Genomic DNA, 20,252 nt, shown 5'->3' with positions numbered 1-20,252 from the left:
GGCAGCTTACTGAAATATGCATTAAGAGAACGCACGCCCGTCGTAACCTGGACGCGCGCGCGATCGTCTATCGTGGCGCCATCGAATCACGCAGGTTGCCCGCGATGTCCCATTCCCTTTTCTCGAACCGCGAGCGCGTCATGCCGCGCGCCGCGCAAACGGCGGGAGCACGCACGCATGGCTGAAGACATCACGGCGGTCGTGCGCAAGATCAGTTCAGCCGACCTGAGCGCGGACGGCGAATTCCTGCTGATTCACGACGGCAACGCCACGGCCGCGCTGCATCGCTCCGTGTTCAACGACCTGCTGGTCGCGCTGCCCAATGCGATGGAAAAGATCCAGCGCATCGAGAAGACGCCCGCGCCGTCGTTCACCGTCATGCACGCGCGCGGCTGCGAGATCGGCCGGCTCGACGGCACGCGTCATCTCGTCATCCGCTTCCGTCTGTCGATGACGGCCGGCCTGTCGTTCGCGGTGCCGTGCGAGCAGATTCCCGGCATCGTCGAAGCACTCGAAAGCGCCGCCGACCACGAAGCCGCGCTGTCCTCGCGCCCGACGTGGCTGCAATGAGCGCGCCGCGAAGCTGAACGCGATCAGCCAGCCGCCCCGCGCTGGCAGCAACGCCCCGAGGCATGGGCCGGCGCGCGAGCGCCGCGCGCGCCCCGGATGCTCCTCACTTCCCTCGTTATCTCGCCCGCCTTGATCCGTGACGTAATGCGCGGCTTTCGCCTGAAGCCCCTGATTTCCCTGCTGATCGCCGTGCCTGGATTCGCGCCGCCCCACGCCCTCGCGCAACTCTCGGGCGCAGCGGCGCAGCCTGCGGCGCTCGGCGACGACTGGGCCTTGCGCGTCGATCCGCAATTGCAGGAGCACCCGCTGCAAGGCGGCCAGAAAGGCGCGACCGATGCGCTCGGCGATTCGATGACGAGCACCACCAACACCGACTTCACGCTGCACGGCAACGCCGAATTGCGCCGCTACGAATCGGTCCTGAAAGGCGACGCGATCCATTACTTTCAGGACACCGACACCGCCGACGCCTATGGTCACGTGGACATCACGCAAAGCGGCGTGAGCTTCTTCGGCCCGTATGCGCACATGGTGGTGGAAGCGGAGCAAGGCTATATCAGCACGCCGCGCTACCGCTTCGTGGTGAACGGCGGCTGGGGTTCGGCCACGCGCGCGGACCTCATCGACAACGAGCGCGCCGTGCTGCACAACGGCACCTATACGACCTGCCAGTGCGACGGCGAACCCGCGTGGTATTTGCGCGCCTCGCAGTTCGACATGGACAGCGGCAGCGACACCGGCGTCGCGCGCAACGCCGTGCTCGTGTTCCAGGGATTGCCGATCTTCGCGAGCCCGTGGCTTTCGTTCCCGCTGTCGAGCGACCGTCGCAGCGGTCTGCTGCCGCCGACGTTCTCGTTCAATTCGTCGGGCGGCTTCGACCTGACGATGCCGTTCTACGTCAATCTCGCGCCGAACTACGATCTCACGCTCACGCCGCGGATCATCAGCCGGCGCGGCGAATTGATGACGGCCGATTATCGCTACATGGGCAGCGATTACACCGGCGAAATCTCGGCGCTGCTGCTGCCGCACGACGCCCTCACGAACACGCAGCGTTACGATATTTCGATCAAGCACGACTGGAACATCGGCTCGGGATTCTCGGCGTATGTGAATTACAACCGCGTCTCCGATGCGAACGTCACCACCGATCTCGCCTCGTCGGGCCAGTATCTGCTCGGCTCGACCACGCTCTACGATCAGGAAGCCGGCCTGCGCTACGCGAACGGCCCGTGGTCCGTGCTGCTGCGCGAACAGCACTGGCAGCAGTATTCGGGCGACACGATCTATAACCGCGAGCCGCAGATCAACGTGAAGTACGCGCGCTACAACGTGGACGGTCTCGACTTCGGCGCGGAAGCCGACGCCTCGCGCTTCACGATGTCGAGCGGCGACGTCGCGCAGGGCAATCGCTTCGTGTTCAATCCCTACCTCGCGGCGCCCATCGTGCGGCCTTCGTGGTACATCACGCCGAAGGTGCAGTGGCACTTCGCGGCCTACGATCTTTCGTCGCTGGGCTCCAGTCCGATCGCCGGCCAGCCGCGCAATTTCTCGGTCAACGTGCCGACGCTCAGCCTCGACTCGGGCATGACCTTCGAGCGCAGCGTCACGCTGTTCGGCCGCTCGTATATCCAGACGCTCGAACCGCGCCTGTTCTACGTCTACACGCCGTACCGCAACCAGAATTTCGCGCCGCTGTTCGATACCGCCGAAAGCGACTTCGGTCTCGCGGAGATCTTCTCGACCAACAGCTTCGTCGGCAACGACCGCATCGCCGACGCCAATCGCATCACCGCCGCCATCACGACGCGTTTCATCGACCCGCAAACGGGATCGGAAGCCGCGCGCTTCGTGCTCGCGCAGCAATACAACTTCACGACGCCGCGCGTGACGCTGCTGGCCGACGGCTCGACCACCGACCTCACGCGCACGGGCATCATCGAAGGCAGCTCGCTCAATATCGGCAGCGCGTTCAAGGCCGAGCAGGCGATCGAGTACAACGAGTCGAAGTCCTACCTCTCGCACACGAGCACGGGCTTTTCATGGGAGCCCGCGCCGGGCCAGGTCATCAACATGGCGTATCGCTACACGCGCGCCGATGCGTCCCTCGACAACGAGCCGGTCAGCCAGTTCATCATCTCGAGCCAGTGGCCGCTGACGCGCCACCTCTCCAGCGTCGCGCGCGTGAATTACGACATGCATGTGCATCGTCTGATCGCGGGCATGCTGGGCTTTCAGTACAGCGCGGACTGCTGGTCGCTCGGCATCGCGTTCGAGAAATACACCAACGAAACCAGTTCGACGACGGTGCCGAGCACCGGCAGCCGCGTGATGATGCAGCTCGAACTGCGCGGTCTCTCGAAGGTCGACAACGGCATGCTGAATCAGTTCAAGGAAGGCGTGCCGGGCTACACGCCGTCCTCGAACAACATCACGCCGCTTTCGCGATTCACGGACTACCAGTAAGCGCGCTTCACGCTCGATCGATTACTGATAGAACACGTAGGTCGCGAGATAGGGCGAGCTGCCCGACTCGTGCTCGCTCGTGCACGGCGCAGGCGGCTTCGCGCCGCCGACCGTGTTGATGCGCTGCACGTAACGCACCGGGGCGAGCAGGCCCGGCGCGCCCGTCGAATGCGTTTGCAGCAGCAGTTGCGGCACGCTGCCCGGCGTCGCGCTCGGCTGCTGCGCCACCACTTTGCCTTCGATGCGGCTGCCGTCCGGCGCCGCCCATGACGGCCCCGCCGCATGCTCGATCACGGCCGCGCCATGCGCGTCGTAGAGCTTCGCGCGCGGCTGCTGGAAGGTCCAGCCGAGCGTGTGATCCGCGCCGTATTCGCAGGTGTAGATCTGCACGCCCGACGCGGTGGTGCTCAATATCTTTTGCGCGCCTGGGGCGTCGATGGACTCCGCGAACGCAGACGTTGTGGCGAGCGTCGCGAGCGCGCCCACCATGCAAACGCTCCGCTTCACGCGTAACAGACGAATCATGCCGATGCTCCTCGTGTGGGTCAGGCTGCACAGTGTGCACCCTGAACGCAGAACACGCATGCTTCATCGGCTATTCCGTGCTTGCTTTGCGTGTTTTTCTGCGCGCTTTCCTTCGATTCGCTTTCGGCAAAAAAACGAATTACACTGCGCCCGCCTGCTCGACCGGCGGAATGCAAAAGCGGAACACGGTGCCGTTCGCGCCCGTGCGCACGAGTTCGATCTCGCCGCCATGCGCCTCGACGATCGACTTGCAGATCGACAGGCCCATGCCCATGCCCGACTTCTTCGAAGTCACCAGCGAATCGAATACCGTGGCGGTCAGATCACCCGGAATGCCCGGTCCGCTATCGGCCACCACCACGTGCAAGGTGCCGCCCGCATCGACTGAGGTGTCGATCTCAATCGCGCGCGGCCGCCCGCTCACGGCGCGCAGCGCTTCCAGCGCATTCATGACGAGATTGATCACCACCTGCTGAATCAGCGTGCGGTCGGCCACGATGTCCAGACGCGTGTCGTAATTGCCGCGCACTGCGATCTGGTGATCAGCGAGTTGATCGCTGAGCAAACGCAGCACTTCGCGAATCGCGTCGTTGATATCGGTGAGTTCCGATTTCGGATGCGACTGCTTCACCATCGCGCGCACGCTCGCAACAATATCGACGGCGCGCTGCGTATCGAGCGCGATCTGTTCGAGCATGGAATTCGCTTCGTCGATATCGGGCGCCTCGCGATTCAACCAGCGGATCGCCGCGCGCGAACACGCACTGACCGCGCTGATCGGCTGACTGATTTCGTGCACGATATACGCGGCCAATTCGCCGATCACCGACAAACGGCCCGCGCGTTCGAGCTTGCCCTGCGCCTCGCGCAAATGCCGCTCGACCGCCACGCGTTTCTGATGCTCGGACTCCACCTTGTGATAGAGCTTGGCGTTCTCCAGTGAAATCGCCGCCTGCGACGACAGCATTTCCAGAATACGCAAACGCGCCGACGTAAAGACATCGGCGATCAGGCGATTCTCCAGATACAGCAGCCCCGAAAGCGAGCCTTGCTTGACGAGCGGCACGCACATCGCCGAGCGCGGCCGATACGCACGAATATAGGCGTCGCGGCCGAAATTCTGATCCTCGATCGCATTGCCGAGCACGACCGGCTCGCAGGTGCGCTGCGTCCAGTACGCGATCGACATCGGAATGCTGTCGGCCGACGCGCTCTCGCGTTCGATTTCCACCGTCACCGCGCCATCGGTATACGTGGCGCGCGCGACGACATCGAGTTGTCCTTCTTCGATCAGGCACAGCGTCGCGCGATCGGCGCCCGCGTATTGCAGCGCCGTGTCGAGCAGCACGTTGATCAGTTTCGCGAGCGACATTTCACTCGACAAGGCCTGGGTCGCTTTCAAGACGACTTGCGTATCGAACGCGCGCACATTCGCGCCTTGCGCGGCGGCCCAATCGAATTGTTTCGGCGCGGCGCTCGCGAGCCCCTGATTCGGAAATTCGCCTTCGAGCGCGCGCAATTTGGTGTCCGCGCCCAGACACGCCCACGCGCTCCACGCCTGATGCAGATAGCCTTGCGACGCCGCGTGCCAGTGTTGCTGCGCCGAAAAACGCGCGGCCAGTTCGCGCGAGAGCGCCTGCAATTGCAGCATGCGCGCGTGATCGGCGAGACGAATCGCTTCCTCGTAATCGCTTTGCGCGAGACGCGGATCGTCGCCGACCGACGCGAGTTCCGCGCGCACGAGCGTGGCGCGGCTCAGGAAATTCTCCGGGCTTTGCGCACACCAGCGCTCCAGCGTCGCCAGACGCGCGCGCGCCATCTGCAGATGTGTCTCGCGTTCGCTGCCTTGTGCGCGGCGGCTCAGCGCCACGCGCAGCAACGCGCTATAAAACACGAAGTCCGGCATTTCGAGGAACGAGCGCGACGCCCACGCCGTGGCGTCGGCGGCCTGTTCGGCCTGCAACGCGGTCGGCCAGTCGGCGAACAGATACGCGACCTGCAAGCGATACGTCCAGAACGAAAACGCCGCGATATCGCGGTGCACGCGTCCAGTCAGGCAATCGTCGAGCACGTGTTCGAAATCGCGGCTCGGTGCGCCGAGACCGATATCGATCGGCAAGCCGCGCAGCGCCTGCACCACCCAGGCCTGCGCGATAAACGCGTCGATCACCAGCGCGAAGCCGGCCTGGCGCGCGAGCGGCAAACCTTCTTCCACCACTTTCTGCACGTCCGAAAGCGGCGCGCCGCAAAACAGATAATTGGTGACGAGATGGCGCCGCGAATAAATCAGATACGTGACGTCGCCGAGCCGCGCCGTGAGCGCGATCGACGCCTCGATATGCTCGCGCGCGCGCGTCGCGGAACCGGTCCACGGCAAACTCATCGCGCCATAACACATCTGCACGCGGCCCTGAAATTTCGTCAGCGCGCGTTCGGCGGGCAGACGCATCGCGAGCGCCGCGAAACGGCGCACCGTGTCGTAATCGCCATAACGCTCGCCGACAATCTGGCTCAGGCCGACATACGCATAGCAGGACGCATCGCAGTGGCCGTGTTCGAGGCTCAGCGTGCTCATGCGCAGCATCATCAGATCGGCGAGACGCTGGCTCAGAAATTTCGCGGCAGGCGCGAGATCGGTGAGCACATCCATGGCGATATAGATGCGGCGATCGCTCATCAACGGCACCGCGGCGAGTTCGTCGATGCTGCGATTGCCGTCGAGTGTCTTGAAACGCGCGAATTCGCGATCGATATCGGCATCGGTCGGCGTGCGCGCGAGCACGATGCCCGCTTCGTCGCGCACATATTGCAGGCCGATATCGAGCGCCGTCGCCGATTCGTCGATCGTCACGTGCATTGCCACGCGCAAACGCGCCAGCTCCGCGCGCAGATCGAGCGGCAGCAGCGCGCTATTCACGGCGGCGAGCCGGCGTGCCGCCGCCGCGACTTCCATGCAGAGAAACTCGCATTCGCCGAGCCGCAGCGCAATCAGCGCGTCGAGCGGTTCGCCCGCCGCGCTGCCTTGCGCGAAACCCTGCGCCACCGCCAGATAAACCATCGCCGACGCATAAGCGGTCGCGCCAATGGCGCGCTGCGCGGCATCGAGATTCAGGCGCGCGCAACGCTCGCGCTCCTCGGGCGCCACCACGAGCCGCGCCGCGAGATTCAACTGATTCGCGACCACGAATAAACTGCTCGACGACGCGAGATAATTCGTGCAATCGAATAAACGGCGGCCAATTGCCAAATGGCCCGCCTCGCGTTCTTCGAGACTCATGCCGTAATACACGGCGTCGCGAATGCGGTCGTGCGCGAAGGTGTAAAGATCTTCGTCGAGAATAATCAGCGCGGCGTCCATTGCGAGCCGCAGCGACACTTCGAGACGCGCGGGTTCGCTGCCCACGGCGTCGGCGAGCATTTTCAGCGGCACCGGTTTGGCGATCAGCGCGACCGAACGCAAGACGGCTTGCGTCGACGGCGCGAGCGCGGCGATTTTTTCGGTCAGCAGTTCCATCAGGCTCGACGAACTCGCGCGCTCGGCAATGCCCGCCACACTCGACTGCCATTCGCCCCGCGCTTCGTTGAATTCGAGCACGCTGTCGTCGACGAGCGAACGCACGAACTGAATCGCAAACAGCGGATTGCCGCCCGTATAGGCGCCGATCAGATCGACGGATTCGCGCAACTGCTGCACGTGGCCCGTCAGCATCGCCTCGATCAATTGTTCGAGATCGTCGCTCGATAAAGGTTCGAGCGCGACCCGATGCGAATGCGCGCCATCGCGCAGCGCCTGCACGAGCCGGTTGTCCGTGCGAATTTCGTTATCGCGCAGCGCGGCGATAAACAGCACGCGCTCGCTGCCGCTTTGACCGATCAGATGCGTGAGCACTTCGAGCGTGTCGCGATCGGCCCATTGCAGATCGTCGAGAAACAGCACGAGCGCCTTGCCCGGTTCGGTGAACGCGCGCATCAGCTTCGACATCGCGTCGAGAAAGCGCGGCTTTTCCGCGTGCGCCGACACCGCGCGCTGGTGCTCGGACTGGCCGAGCACGCGCGCGAGTTCCGGGAAGACCGCGGTGACGATCGAGGCGTCGTCGGCGAGCGCGTCGCGCAGGCGGCGCTGCACGCGCTCGAATTCGGCGGGCGCATAGCCGAGCACGTGGCGCAGCAGCGAATGCAGGGCGCGCGCGATGCTCGCATAGGGCGCGGCGCCATCGGCCTGTTCGCACTTGCCGGTTGCGAACTCGTGCCCCGCGCCCGCGAGACGCTTTCGCACGTGCTGCACGAGCGCGGTCTTGCCAATGCCCGCCGGGCCTTCCACGAGCATCAGCGGCGGACCGCCTTCGAGCGCGGCATCGCGCGCGGCGGCGAGCAACTGTTCGATTTCGCGGTGACGGCCATAGAGCGAATCGGGCACGCCCAGCGACGGCCGGATCTTCAACTGCCGCGTGAAGGCGTGCGCGCGCGTCATGCCCTCGTCGGCGTCGAGCAAATCCTTCGCGAGATGCGCGGCCGACTGATAACGTTGCGCGGGCTCCTTTTCGAGCAGCCGCTGCACGATCGCCTTGAGCTTGTCGGGAATCCGCGCGTGCGTGTCGGCCGACTGGCCGCCTTCGAACGGCCGCCGCGTGAGATGCGCGTGCATCGCCTCGGACGCCGTGAGATTCGGAAACGGCACCTCGCCGGTCAGCATGCGGTGAAAAATGCAGCCCAGCGAATACAGATCCGAGCGCGCGTCCACGACGCGGTCGATGCGCCCCGTGGCTTCCGGCGCCGCGTAATCGAGCACGTCTTTTTCGATCTCGGGCGCGGTCTCGCTGCCTGAGAAACCGGTCAGCCAGGCACGGTCGCCGGCGGCGTCGAGCATGATGCTCGCGGGCCGCAACGCGCCGTGCACGAGCCCGGCGAGATGCGCGAGGCCCAAGGACTGCGTCATGCTCACGGCGCGCCGGATAAAGGCGGCGACCGGCATCGCGGCGTGGCACGCCTCGCTGAGCATCTGGCCGCCCGGATCGTGCAGCAACAGCGCGGGCGCCTGATTGTGCACGACGAACTGAATCGGATGGAGCGCGAAGTCGGGATCGAGACTCGCGCGAATGCCATACTCGTAGCGCAGACGAACGAGCGCGGCCACCGGGTCGGGCGCAGACGGCACGGCGGCCAGCACCGACTCTTCCGGCGTAACGATGCGATACAGCCGCGGCGCGCCGTCCTGAATCAGTACGAATCGCGCACGGGACCAGTCCGCGGCGGATTCGGGAATGACATTGACCATTTATCCTCTGCGCCTTGTGCCGGATAGCCTTTTGCCGGATAGCGTCCGGGCCTTATTCTCATTCGTCTCGTCATGGCGATGTACGCAAACTTCCGCGTACGCTCAAGCGATAAACGCCATGCAAATGGCGTATCTTACCCTTGGCTTACGCATAAAGAGAAATCACGCCACACGTGAATATCGAATAAAGCCGGAATGGCGGCGCGCCATTACCCGCATTACGCCGTTTATTTCATAGATTAACCGCCTCGTGTATCGGCAATATGTCCGCTTTATGTCGCGCGCCCAATCGGGCATAGGCCATAAAGCGCTGATTTAAATAAAAAAGCGCGGTAGCGCCATCACTGGCCTACCGCGCTTTTGACTGGTCGCGCCATTGCACCGGCGCGGCCTGTGAAGCGAAGACTTACGCTTCGAGTTGTTCGAGCACCTTGCCCTTGGTCTCGATGCCGAGGAAATGCACCGCCACCGCCGCGAGCAGCGGCACGGCTGCGAGAATATAGAACGCGACGTCGAGATTGCCGCCGATCATCGTCTTCGACACGATGGTGGGCGCGAAGATCGCCGCGATCTTCAGCCACGCGCCGCCTACGCCGCAACCGAGCGCGCGGATGCTGGTGGGATACAACTCCGGCGTGTACACGTAGGCCGTGATGAAGCCGCTCGCGAGCAGGCCGAGCGCCAGTGCGCAGAACGTCGCCACCACATAGACCGACATCGCATGGCAGATCCCGGCCAGCGCCAGCGAGATGCCGCAGAGCACGAACGAGACGTTGATGATGGGCTTGCGGCCCACCTTGTCCACCAGCAGCGCACACGTGAGCGAGCCCAGCACGCCGAGCACCGAAGCGGCCACCGCGAGATTGAGCGCCAGTTGCAGCGGCGCGTGGTAGACGCTGCGATAGATCGTCGGCAGCCAGGTCGAGAGACCGTACTGAATGAAGCCGCAGGTCATCCACAGCATCGCCACCGCGATCGTGCGCTTGCGGTACGCCGGGCCGAACAGGTCCTTCACGCTGCGCTTCGGATGACGCTTGGTGAGCGCGTCGAATTCCGCTGCGTTCGTGACCGGCTCCAGCGGACCCTTCACAGTGCGCTCGAATGCGCTCACGGCGTGATCGGCGTCTTGCAGACGTTCGCGTTCGGCGAGCCAGCGCGGCGATTCCGGCACGAGCTTGCGCAGCACGAAGAACAGAATCAGCGGCATGCCGCCGATGAAGTACATCACCTGCCAGCCGAAGCGCGGCACGATCCACGCGCCCAGCGCATTCGACGCGAGCAGGCCGATCGGGAACACGATCTCGTAGAGGAGAACGAAGCGTCCACGGCCATGCGCGCGGCTGACCTCGTTGATATACGTTGCCGCCACGGGCAATTCGCCGCCCAGCCCGAAGCCCTGAATCACGCGCAGCGCCGCGAACACCGCGAAGCTCGGCGCGAACCCGCAGGCAATACTGGTCACGCCGATGATGCCCGAACTCCAGGCAATCGCACGCACGCGGCCATGACGCTCCGCGAGCCACGGAAACAGGAACGCGCCGAACAACTGGCCGACCGAACCCGAGGCGATCAGGAAGCCGATTTCCCACGGCGTGAGGTGCCACTTCTGGATCAGGATCGGCAGCGTCGCAGCGATGGCGATCACGTCGAAGCCGTCGAAGAACGTGGCGAGGCCGATCAGGATCCGCGCGCGCACCTGCATGGCGTTGGCCGGCATGCGTTCGAGCCGCGCGATGATCGAACCGCGCGTGATGGACTCGCCGACCGCGGCGCCGCCGCGATGACCGAGGGTGTTGTCGAGGGTTCTCATGCCTGTGATCCCATCCCGTATGTGAGGTCCGTTGTGTAGTGCCGAGCGCGTCAGGCGAGAGCCTTGCTGGTGTCGACGAGCGCCGCGACGTCCACCGCGCGGCCCTGGTTCATCCACTTGCGTGCGAGCTTGAGGTCGCGCGCCGAGTTGATCGCGATGACGCCGCGCAGATGGCCGTCCTCGACGAAGAACAGCGTCGCGCGTTTTTCCGCGAGATTGCCGCGCAGCACGGGCGCGATGTCCGGCGGCAGGTCGCCCAGAATCTGCAGGTTCACGTCGTACTGGTCGGACCAGAACCACGGAATTTCCGCATACGGCTCCTTCACGCCCAGCACGGCCTTCGCCGCCGCAATCGCCTGGTTCTGCGCGTTGGCCCACGACTCCAGACGCACGCGGCGCTTGAGCCACGCATTCGGATGATTCGCCACGTCGCCGCACGCAAATACATCGGAATCCGAACTTTGTCCGAATTCGTCGACGACAATGCCGTCCTGCACCGCGATGCCCGCCGCTTCCGCGATTGCCGTATGCGGTGCGAGGCCGATGCCCGCGACCGCGAAGTCGGCGTCGAGCGTGCTGCCGTCCGCGAAGGTCGCGCGCACGCCGCCTTCGGCGCTGTCTTCGAGCGAGACGAGCGCCGCGTTCAGGCGCACATCCACGCCGTTCGCGCGATGCAGGTCGAGCAGGAAGTCCGACACCTCATTCGGCAACGAACGCGCGCACAGACGCGGCGCGCCTTCGATCACCGTGGCCGCGACGCCGAGCTTGCGCGCCGTGGCCGCCACTTCGAGGCCGATCCAGCCGCCGCCCACCACCAGCACGCGCTGGCTGCGGCGCAGGCGTTCGCCCAGCGCCATCGCTTCGTCGAGCGTGCGCAGATAGGTCACGTGCGCGCTCTTTGCGACGCTCGCGGGCAGCTTGCGCGCCGCGCCGCCCGTGGCGATCACGAGCTTGTCGTATTTCACCGTGCGGCCCGAGCGCGTGGTGACCGTGTGCGCCACGCGATCGATCGCGCTCGCACAGTCGGGTTGCCACGCTTCGATATCGAGCGCCGCGAATTCGTCGGGCTTCGCGATGCGCACCGTTTCGATATCAGCCTCGCCCGCGAGCACCGCTTTCGAGAGCGGCGGACGCTCATAAGGCAGATGCGTTTCGTCGGCGATCATCACGAGACGGCCCGCGAAGCCTTCCTTGCGCAGCGTCTTGACGACCCAGCCCGCAGCCTGGCCGCCGCCGATCACGACGACGGTGCGCGGCGAAGCGTGTTCGCCGGATTCGATCGCGTCGCTCATGGCTTACGCTCCGTCATGAACTTGCCCTTCGGCGCTTCGGCGTTCTTCTGGCGGCGCGTATTGCCGTCGAGACCGCCGTCGATGGCCCATTCGGCGAACACCGTCGGGCCCGGTTCGAATTCGCGCGGCTGCCATTCGGGCGTGAGCATGTCTTCGTCGGCGTAATACTCGATCAGGCCGCCGGCCGGATTCTTGAAGTACCAGAAGTACGCCGACGACACCGGATGACGGCCCGGGCCAAGCTGCGTGGTCCAGCCGCAGCGGCTGATATGCAGGCCGCCGCCGAACACTTCGTGAATGTCGCGCACAGTGAACGCCACGTGATTCAGGCCCTTCTTGCCGTCGGGCAGCGCGAGCAGGAACAGGTCGTGGTGACCGCCGTGCGGCGCGCAGCGCATGAACGCGCCGCGATTCGGATAACGGTCCGAGGTCTCGAAGCCGAGCAGCTCGTGATAGAAGGCTTCCTGTTGCGCGAGGCAATTCGTGAAGAACACCACGTGGCCCACTTCCACCGGCTCCGCGCGTTCGTAGATCGGCGAAGGCGTATCCACGCGCAGCGTCTGGCCCCAGACGTTCGACGGCGAACCCGTCACGTCGAGTTCGCGCTTGCGCGTGACTTCCACGCGAATCGCCATGCCCGCAGGGTCGAAACAGCCCACGCCGCGTTCATCGCTGTAATAGCCGGGCTGGCCCCTGAGGCGTTCGCGCAGCGCGTCGAGTTCTTCGCGCGTCGCCACGCCCCACACCACTTCGCGCAGCGTCGGGCCTTCCTCGAAGGCGGCGGGCAGCGACGCGTCGTTCGCGTCCACGGCCAGCACGGTGCAGCCGTTGAGCGTTTCGAAGCGCGCGCGCGTTTCGTCGTGCGCGGTTTCCTTCAGGCCCCAGTCCGCGAAAAAGCGGCGGCAGGTGGCGAGATCCGTCACGCCGTAGGTAATCTGTTCGATGCCGAGAATCGTCATGTTCATTGCTCCGTTGCGCGCGCTCAGGCGTTGGCCCAGGGCAGCGGCGCGTCATTCAAGCCCCAGTACAGGCTCTTTTGCTGCATGTATTCGCGAATGCCGAGCCGCCCTTTTTCGCGGCCCATGCCGCTTTCCTTCCAGCCCGAGAACGGCGTGGAAATCGAAAACAGCTTGTACGTATTGATCCAGACAGTGCCCGCCTCGATCTTGCGCGCGACGCGCCACGCGCGTTTGTAATCGCGCGTCCAGATGCCGGCGGCGAGACCGAACACGCTGTCGTTGGCTTCTTCGATGAGCGCCGCTTCGTCGTCGAAGGGCATCGCCACGAGCACCGGGCCGAAAATTTCTTCCTGGCAGATGCGCGCGCGATTGGTCAGACCTTCGAGAATCGTCGGCTGATAGAAGCAGCCCTGCTCGCGGCCCTCGCCCACCGGACGCTCGCCGCCGCACAGCAGACGGCCGCCTTCTTCGAGACCGATCGCCACGTAACGCTCGACCGATTCGCGATGCTTCGGCGTGATCAGCGGACCCATCTGCGTCTTCTCGTTCGACGGATCGCCCACGCGCAATTCGCGCGCGGCCGACACGAGGCGCTTCATGAACGTGTCGTAAATCGAGCGCTGCACGAACAGGCGCGAACCCGCGATGCACGCCTCGCCCGACGAACTGAAGATTCCGTATAGCACGCCATTAATCGCGTGATCGATGTCGGCATCTTCGAACACGATGGTCGGCGACTTGCCGCCCAGTTCGAGCGAGACCGGCATGAGCTTGTCGGCGGCGATGCGCGCGATGCCGCGGCCCACTTCGGTGCCGCCCGTGAACGAGACCTTGCGCACGAGCGGATGGCGCACAAGCACGTCGCCGATCACCGAGCCCTTGCCCGGCAGCACGCTCAGGATGCCCTTCGGCACGCCCGCTTCCTCGCAGATGCGCGCGAGCGCGAGCGAGATCAGCGGCGTGACTTCGGCGGGCTTGAGCACCACCGCGTTACCGCCTGCGAGCGCGGGCGCGAGCTTCTGCGCGTCGGAGGCGATCGGCGAATTCCACGGCGTGATCGCCGCGACCACGCCAATCGGTTCGTACACGCTCATCGTCAGATAGTCGCCGCGCGAAGGCGTGACTTCCTCGTCGAGCGTTTCGAGGCAGGCCGCGAAATAGCGGAACGTATTCGCGGCGCTCGCCACCAGCACGCGCGTTTCGCCAATCGGCTTGCCGTTGTCGCGGCGCTGCAATTGCGCGAGCGCTTCGTGGCGCTGCATGATGAGGTCGGCGATGCGATAGAGCACGAGCGCGCGCAGATGCGGCTTCATACCCGACCACGCGCCCTGCTTCCAGGCGGCGTGCGCTTTTTCGACGGCTTCGGCGGCGTCTTCGGCGCTCGCCGTCGAGACCTCCATGTTGAGCGACTGGTCGGCCGGATAAACGCTCGCGAAGGGCGCGGCGCGGCCCTGGCGCCATTCGCCGCCGACGAAAATGTCGCCGTTGGGAACGAGGCTCGTATCGAAGGGAGTCATGTCAGAGGTCTCTTTGTTTCATTGCCGGCGATACCTGTGCATCTGCACACGTATCGCCTTCCATCACTGCCGATGCGTCGTTCGCCGCATCGGATCACGCCATCAGATCACACAGCGCGCGGCACGATTGCGCAGCGCGCGAATCGCGCTGTACGCCGTGAGCGCCGACGTTTTCGGATTGTCCGGCAGCGGCTTGCCCGACATTTCGAGCGACATCTCGCCGAACACGCCGCGCGCCACGATGCGGTGCACGTTGCGCTCGACGGCCGGATCGGCGATCAGACGCACCGTCGTGTTGTCGAGGCCGAGGCCCGCGAGCGCGATGGTCGCCGCCACGTTCGCGTTCTTCGGAAAGAGCCGCGCCGCTTCGCGCGCGCTGCCTTCGAAGATCACCTGCTCTTTCGTGAGCGCACGCAGATCGCAGACCTTTTCCGCCGGCGTATCGAGCCAGCCCAGCGGCGGCTTGCGGCCCGTGTACAGCACTTCGTCGAGGCCACCGAGCTTGGCAGCCGACAGCGCGTCGATGCCGCCGATCGCGCCCGAGAGCAGCGTGACCGTCGCGTCGCCTTCGTCCGCCGCGAGCGACAGCCGTTCGAGCAAGTCGACGTCGGACAGCGCGCCGATCGACGCGACCGCGCAATCGGTGCCGCTTTGCAGCAGCGGCACGACGTGATCGACCAGCGCCGCGTGGCCCGCGCATTCGAGCGCGAAATGCGGCTTCGTCGACAGACGATCCACCGACGACACCACTTCCACCGAGCCGTCCACCTGTGCGCGCACGGCGTCGGCGTGATGCTCGGGCACGATCACGTGCGAGACGTGCACGAGCGGATCGGCGGCGACCGCGTGATAGACGGTCTGGCCAATCGCGCCGAAACCGATCATCGCGATGTCGATGGGCGCATGCATGGCGTGGCCCGCGCGACCGTTAGGCGTGCTGTGCATCTTGCGGCTCCTCTTTGCGCACCGGCGGGCCGGCGAACACGGCTTCGAAGCTGCCGACCGACTTCATGTCGACTTCGAGCAGCACCGGGCCGTCGAACGCGATGCCTTCGCGGATCACTTCGTCGGCGTTATCGAGCGACGAAAGGCGGAAATGCTTGAGGCCCAGGCTCGCGCAGAACTGCGAGAACTCCGGCTGGTGCAGATCGACGAACATGCGGCGGCCGCCGTACTGCGCGTCCTGAATGTTGCGGATCACGCCGTAGCACTGGTCGTTCATCAGCACGATCATGACGTTGGCCTTTTCCTGCACGGCCGTCGCGAGTTCGCCCACGTTGACCATCAGGCCGCCGTCACCGACGAGGCAAACGGTCTTCGAGGCGGCGTTCGCGAGCGCTGCGCCGATCGCCATCTGCATGCCCTGGCCGATGCCGCCGCCCAGTGCGTGCACGCCCGCGCGCGGCGTGAAGATCTTCAACAGGCGGTTGCCCCACGTGCTGTTCGAGATCGTGACGTCGCGCACCCAGTTGTAGTCGCGGCCCACGCCGCGTTGCAGCGCTTCGACGAGGCGGCGATACGGGCCGAGACCCTTGGCCGTTTCGCTCACGGCGGTTTCGCGCGCGGCGGCGAGATCGGCGGCGAATTGCGGATCGACCTTGAGCTTGCCTTCGAGGCGCGTGGCGAGTGCGTCGAGCACGCGCGCGGCGTCGCCATGCACGAAAAGTTCGTTGCGATAGCCGCGGTTATCGGCGAGCGCATCGGCGTCGATACGATAGAGCGGCTGCGGCAGACCGAGCTTGTACTTGAGCGTTTCGTTGCCACGCAGGCGCGAGCCCACCACCAGCATCGCATCGCAAGTCTTGTAGAGGCGCTCGACCGACGGGCTCACATTGAACGCGCCGAGCGACGCCGGATGATCTTCGGGCAGCACGCCACGACCCTGCACGCTCGTCACCACACCGAAGCCCAGCGCCACCAGACGCTCGACCGCGCTGCGCGCGTGACGCGTGCCGCCGCCGAGCCACAGCAGCGGACGCTTCGCCTTCGAGAGCGCATTCGCCAGTTGTTCGACGCGCGCTTCGTCGTGCGTGAGCGTCGTGAGATGCGGCGCGGCCAGATCGGCGGGCCATTCCGTCAACGCAGCCTGAATGTCGATGGGGATCTCGACGCTCACGGGGCCGCTCGGCGCCGTTTGCGCGACGCGCACGGCTTCGCGGATCGTCGGCAGTGCGGTTTCGACCGAGCGCACGCGGTACGCGGCCTTCGAGATCGACGAAAGCATCGTCAATTGATCGGGCGCTTCGTGAATGTACGCGAGGTCCTGATCGAGATATTCGGTTTCGATCTGGCCGGTGATGTGCAGCAGCGCCGTGCCTGCCGTGAGCGCTTCGACCATCGCGCCCGCTGCGTTGCCCGCCGCCGTGCCCGTGCTCGTGAACGCCACGCCGAGGCCGCCCGAGACGCGCGCGAGGCCGTCGGCCATGTTGACCGCGCCCGCTTCGCCGCGCGCGCCGACATAGCGGATGTTGCCGCGCACGCCGATGGCGTCGAGGATCGGCATGTTGTGAATCGAAATCACGCCGAACGCGGTTTGAACGCCGCATTGTTCGAGGAAGGCGGCGATCAGTTCGCCGACGGTGGTTTTATTAGACATGACGTGCAACGCCTCCAGATACATCGATATGACTGCCCGTCGTATAGGACGACAGGGACGTGGCCAGATAAAACAGGGCTTGCGCGGCTTCTTCGGGGCGACCGAAGCGGCCGAGCGGAATGTGTTTCTTGCGCGCGAGTTCGCCGGTCCAGTCCTGCCAGCTTTGACCGGCGGCCTGCGCGGCGGCGTCGTTCTCGTAGCGGCGGCGCCACTGGCCCGACTCGACGATGCCGATCAGGATCGAGTTCACGCGGATCTGCTCGGGCGCGAGTTCGACCGCGAGCGACTTGATGAGGCTGAGCACGCCCGCGCGCGCCGACGAGGTCGCCACCATATGCGGCTCGGGTTGCAGCGCGAGCAGCGAGTTCACGCAGACGATCGACGCGTTTTGCCCTTGTTTTGCCGTGCTTTTCAGCATCGGCAAAAACGCGCGGGTCGGGCGGATGATGCTGAAGTACTTGAGGTCGAGTTCTTCGCGCCACGCTTCGTCGGTGGTGTCCGCGAAGGTCGAGACGCGGCCCTGGCCTGCGTTGTTCACGAGCATGTCGGCGCGGCCGAAGCGCTGTTCGACGGCGCTCGCGAACGCGGCGACGTCGTTCGCGTCGAGCACGTCGCAACGCGCGGCCAGCAGTTGCGCCTGCGGATGGCGCTCGCGCAGTTCGCGTTCGGCGCGCGCGAGGCGGTCGCTGTCACGGCCGCAGATCGCGACCGAGGCGCCTGCCTGCAAAAAGAGTTCGGCGGTGGCGAGGCCGATGCCGGACGAACCGCCCGTGACCACCGCGACCTGGCCGCGCAAATCGAGTTGAATCATTTGATCCCCAGTGCCTTCATGTACGACGTTTTCTTGCTGCCCGCAGCCTGCGAAGACTGACCGCGGTAATTGAGGCGCTTCGACAGTTCATCGGCTGCGTGGCGCACCTTGTCGATCAAGCCGTTGTCGAGCAGCGAAGTGTCGATGCCCGGACGCGGAATGGTGGTCGTCACCACGGCGGCGATGCCGCCCGTGTCGTTGCGCACGGGCGCCGACACCACAGAAATGCCGCGCTCAAACGACGACTCGCTCACGGCATAGCCGCGTTCGGCGTCTTCGCGAATGCGTTCAAACAGTTCTTCGACCGTGTCCGGCGTCGAGGGCGTGAAGCGTTCGAGCTGCGGCTCGGGATAGAGCGCGCGCAGTTCGTCGAGCGTGAGATCGCCCATCAACACCTGGCCGTGCGTGGTGGCGTGCGCGGGCAGACGCGTGCCCACGTTCACCTTCACCGAACTGAAGATCGGCGCGTGGCTTTGCGCCTTCGCCACGAACACGATGTCGCGTCCGTCGCGGATCACGATGTGCGTGGTGAGGCCGGTGGCGTCGCGCAGCGCTTCGATCAGCGGCAGGCCGAGATCGGTCAGTTCGAGCGAGCTCAGATATTCGAAGCCGAGGCGCAGCACGGCCACACCCAGGCGATAGTTGCGATCGCGGTCGGCGCGTTCGAGAAAGCCGAGCGATTCGAGCGTCTGCAACAGACGGAACACCGTCGTGCGCGGAATGCCGAGGCGGCGCGACAGTTCGGGCGCGTCGAGCACCGGCTCGCGCGGCGAGAATTCGGTGAGAATGCGCAGCCCCCGTTCCAGACCCGGCACGCGATAGCTGGTGTCGTTGCGGTCTTCGTCGGCGTCGGGGGACGCGCTGGCGAGGTCGGGTGTCATTCTTTAAGGGTTCCTTAATGTGCGCGGCAAAAGGCGTCGAGCAACGCGCTGTAGGCAGCCGGTTGTTCGATATAGCCCGCGTGGCCCGCGCGCGGCACGGTCTGAAACGGCGCCTGCGCGACTTGCGCGAGACGTTCGCAGGCGGGCGGCGGCGTGATGGTGTCGTCGGCGCCGACGGCCACGGCCATCGGCACGCTGTTCACGCAGCGCGCAAGGTCGGCGGCGAGGTCGGCGTTCGCGAGCAGATGCGTGGCCTGCGCGTAACCGTGAGGGATCACGCGCGCCATGTTCCAGCGCACCCACGCGCGCGCGGCGTCGTCGGCGTGCGCGGACAGCATGTTGGCGCTGCGCTTTTCGGCGAGCCCTTGCGGGCCGAGTTCGGCAAGCATGGCGAGGCGCGCGTCGCGCTTGTCGGCGCGCACTTGCGGGTCCGCCGCGCCATAACCGCCGGCGGGAGAAATCAGCAGCAGGCCACTCACGCGCTGCGGATGCGCCGCAGCGAACGCGCCCGCGATGATCGCGCCGAGCGAATGGCCGACCAGCACGCAGCGCGCGATGCCGAGCGCGTCGAGCCAGTCCGCCAACACCTGCGCGTAGTCGGCGGCGAGCGGCGACGCGCTCGCGACCGGCGTGGACGCGCCGTAACCGGGCGCGTCCCAGGCGAGCACGCGACGGCTCGCGCCCAGCGTTTCCATCTGCTGCACCCACGAAGCCGCGCCCGAACCGATACCATGCAGCAGGACGAGCGGCAGCGCCTCGTTGCCGCTCGTGCCATGTTCATGACCAGCTTCGCGATAGCTCACGACGGCCTCGCCCGCTTGCGCGTGGCGCGGCGCAAAGCGCGCGAGCCGCGTGTCGAGCGTGGCGGCTGATGAGGCGTCGGTGAGCATCGCGTCGTTCATGGTTTCGGTGTTGGCTTGCAACTTCGGTTCGCAACTTCGTCAGGTGTACAGATCGACTGCTTGTTTACTTCTGTTCGCGCTTGATCTTCGCGAGCGGCGAATCGGGCGGATACGTCGGCGTGATCGGCTTCGACGAACCGAGCATCACGCACATCAGCGCATCTTCCTCGCCGATGTTGATTTCCGTGCGATACACGCCCGGCGGCACCGAGATCAGGTCGCGCTCGCCGAGCACGGCTTCCCACGTTTCGCCGTCCTTCTCGCAGATCACCTTCATCTTGCCGCGCAGCACGAAGAAGATTTCTTCGACGTCGATATGGATATGGCTCGGGCCGATGTTGCCGGCCGGGATCACCATCGTCGAGAACGTGAATCCGCCCGACGGCACGGTGTTGCTGTCCTTCGACACGCCGGTGCCGCCCGTGCCCACGTAGCGCATTTGCGCGCGGCGGTACTTCGGGTCGTAGTCGGCCTGGAACTTCAGCGCGTCCCAGTCATAGCGGCGCGTTTCATAGCGCGCCACGCGGCTGTTCATCCAGTCATCAAAACTCGCTTCTGCGGGACGGTCCCACGACTTGCGCTCGAGATCGGCATCGGCCATCGTTTTCTCCTTGGGTTCTTTCAAACGTTCTCGCGAACGGATAGTCA

14 protein-coding genes are annotated in these 20,252 nt (G+C 65.3%); 2 read left to right on the top strand and 12 right to left on the bottom strand.

Going from position 1 to position 20,252, the window contains the following annotated elements; translation table 11 throughout:
* The first annotated feature begins 177 nt into the window (after nt 1-177).
* Nucleotides 178-570, top strand: coding sequence for a hypothetical protein (locus tag U4Y88_RS16905; RefSeq protein WP_224008754.1), 393 nt, complete (start codon nt 178-180; stop codon nt 568-570).
* Between the two features lie 144 nt (nt 571-714).
* A complete protein-coding gene (locus U4Y88_RS16900; RefSeq protein WP_356789172.1) occupies nt 715-3,036 on the top strand; it encodes an LPS-assembly protein LptD in 2,322 nt (773 codons plus the stop codon).
* 21 nt (nt 3,037-3,057) lie between these two features.
* Here U4Y88_RS16900 and U4Y88_RS16895 read toward each other — a convergent pair whose 3' ends face one another.
* From U4Y88_RS16895 to U4Y88_RS16840, 12 genes are all read right to left on the bottom strand, one after another.
* Nucleotides 3,058-3,525, bottom strand: coding sequence for a DUF3455 domain-containing protein (locus U4Y88_RS16895; protein WP_310631652.1), 468 nt, complete (start codon nt 3,523-3,525; stop codon nt 3,058-3,060).
* A 175-nt stretch (nt 3,526-3,700) separates the two neighbouring features.
* A complete protein-coding gene (locus U4Y88_RS16890) occupies nt 3,701-8,836 on the bottom strand; it encodes an AAA family ATPase (RefSeq protein ID WP_321785184.1) in 5,136 nt (1,711 codons plus the stop codon).
* A 406-nt stretch (nt 8,837-9,242) separates the two neighbouring features.
* A complete protein-coding gene (locus tag U4Y88_RS16885; protein ID WP_321785182.1) occupies nt 9,243-10,646 on the bottom strand; it encodes an MFS transporter in 1,404 nt (467 codons plus the stop codon).
* 50 nt (nt 10,647-10,696) lie between these two features.
* On the bottom strand, nt 10,697-11,938 hold the full coding sequence (locus U4Y88_RS16880; RefSeq protein ID WP_321785180.1) for an NAD(P)/FAD-dependent oxidoreductase: 1,242 nt from the start codon (nt 11,936-11,938) through the stop codon (nt 10,697-10,699).
* A complete protein-coding gene (locus U4Y88_RS16875) occupies nt 11,935-12,897 on the bottom strand; it encodes a VOC family protein (RefSeq protein WP_321785178.1) in 963 nt (320 codons plus the stop codon). The genes U4Y88_RS16880 and U4Y88_RS16875 overlap by 4 nt, the downstream gene beginning before the upstream one ends.
* Before the next feature lie 23 nt (nt 12,898-12,920).
* Nucleotides 12,921-14,414 (bottom strand): aldehyde dehydrogenase, encoded by a 1,494-nt coding sequence (locus U4Y88_RS16870; protein WP_224008791.1) that lies wholly within the window; start codon nt 14,412-14,414, stop codon nt 12,921-12,923.
* Between the two features lie 102 nt (nt 14,415-14,516).
* Nucleotides 14,517-15,359 (bottom strand): aspartate dehydrogenase, encoded by an 843-nt coding sequence (locus U4Y88_RS16865; protein WP_224008793.1) that lies wholly within the window; start codon nt 15,357-15,359, stop codon nt 14,517-14,519.
* Nucleotides 15,343-17,010 (bottom strand): thiamine pyrophosphate-binding protein, encoded by a 1,668-nt coding sequence (locus U4Y88_RS16860; RefSeq protein ID WP_321785176.1) that lies wholly within the window; start codon nt 17,008-17,010, stop codon nt 15,343-15,345. The genes U4Y88_RS16865 and U4Y88_RS16860 overlap by 17 nt, the downstream gene beginning before the upstream one ends.
* On the bottom strand, nt 17,003-17,821 hold the full coding sequence (locus U4Y88_RS16855; protein WP_224008797.1) for an SDR family oxidoreductase: 819 nt from the start codon (nt 17,819-17,821) through the stop codon (nt 17,003-17,005). Before U4Y88_RS16855 ends, U4Y88_RS16860 begins: the two co-directional genes overlap by 8 nt.
* Entirely contained in the window at nt 17,818-18,702 is an 885-nt protein-coding gene (locus U4Y88_RS16850; RefSeq protein WP_321785174.1) for an IclR family transcriptional regulator, read from the bottom strand. Before U4Y88_RS16850 ends, U4Y88_RS16855 begins: the two co-directional genes overlap by 4 nt.
* A 14-nt stretch (nt 18,703-18,716) precedes the next feature.
* Nucleotides 18,717-19,604 carry an alpha/beta fold hydrolase gene (locus U4Y88_RS16845; RefSeq protein ID WP_321785485.1) on the bottom strand — a complete coding sequence of 296 codons (888 nt, stop codon included), beginning with the start codon at nt 19,602-19,604 and terminating at the stop codon, nt 18,717-18,719.
* Between the two features lie 64 nt (nt 19,605-19,668).
* Nucleotides 19,669-20,205, bottom strand: a complete 537-nt coding sequence (locus tag U4Y88_RS16840; RefSeq protein WP_224008801.1) for a cupin domain-containing protein — start codon at nt 20,203-20,205, stop codon at nt 19,669-19,671.
* Nucleotides 20,206-20,252: the final 47 nt, after the last annotated feature.

It is taken from the genome of Paraburkholderia sp. J94 (assembly GCF_905220285.1).
GTDB classification, from domain to species: Bacteria; Pseudomonadota; Gammaproteobacteria; order Burkholderiales; family Burkholderiaceae; genus Paraburkholderia; species Paraburkholderia tropica_A.
This window is presented reverse-complemented; position numbering and strand designations above follow the sequence as displayed.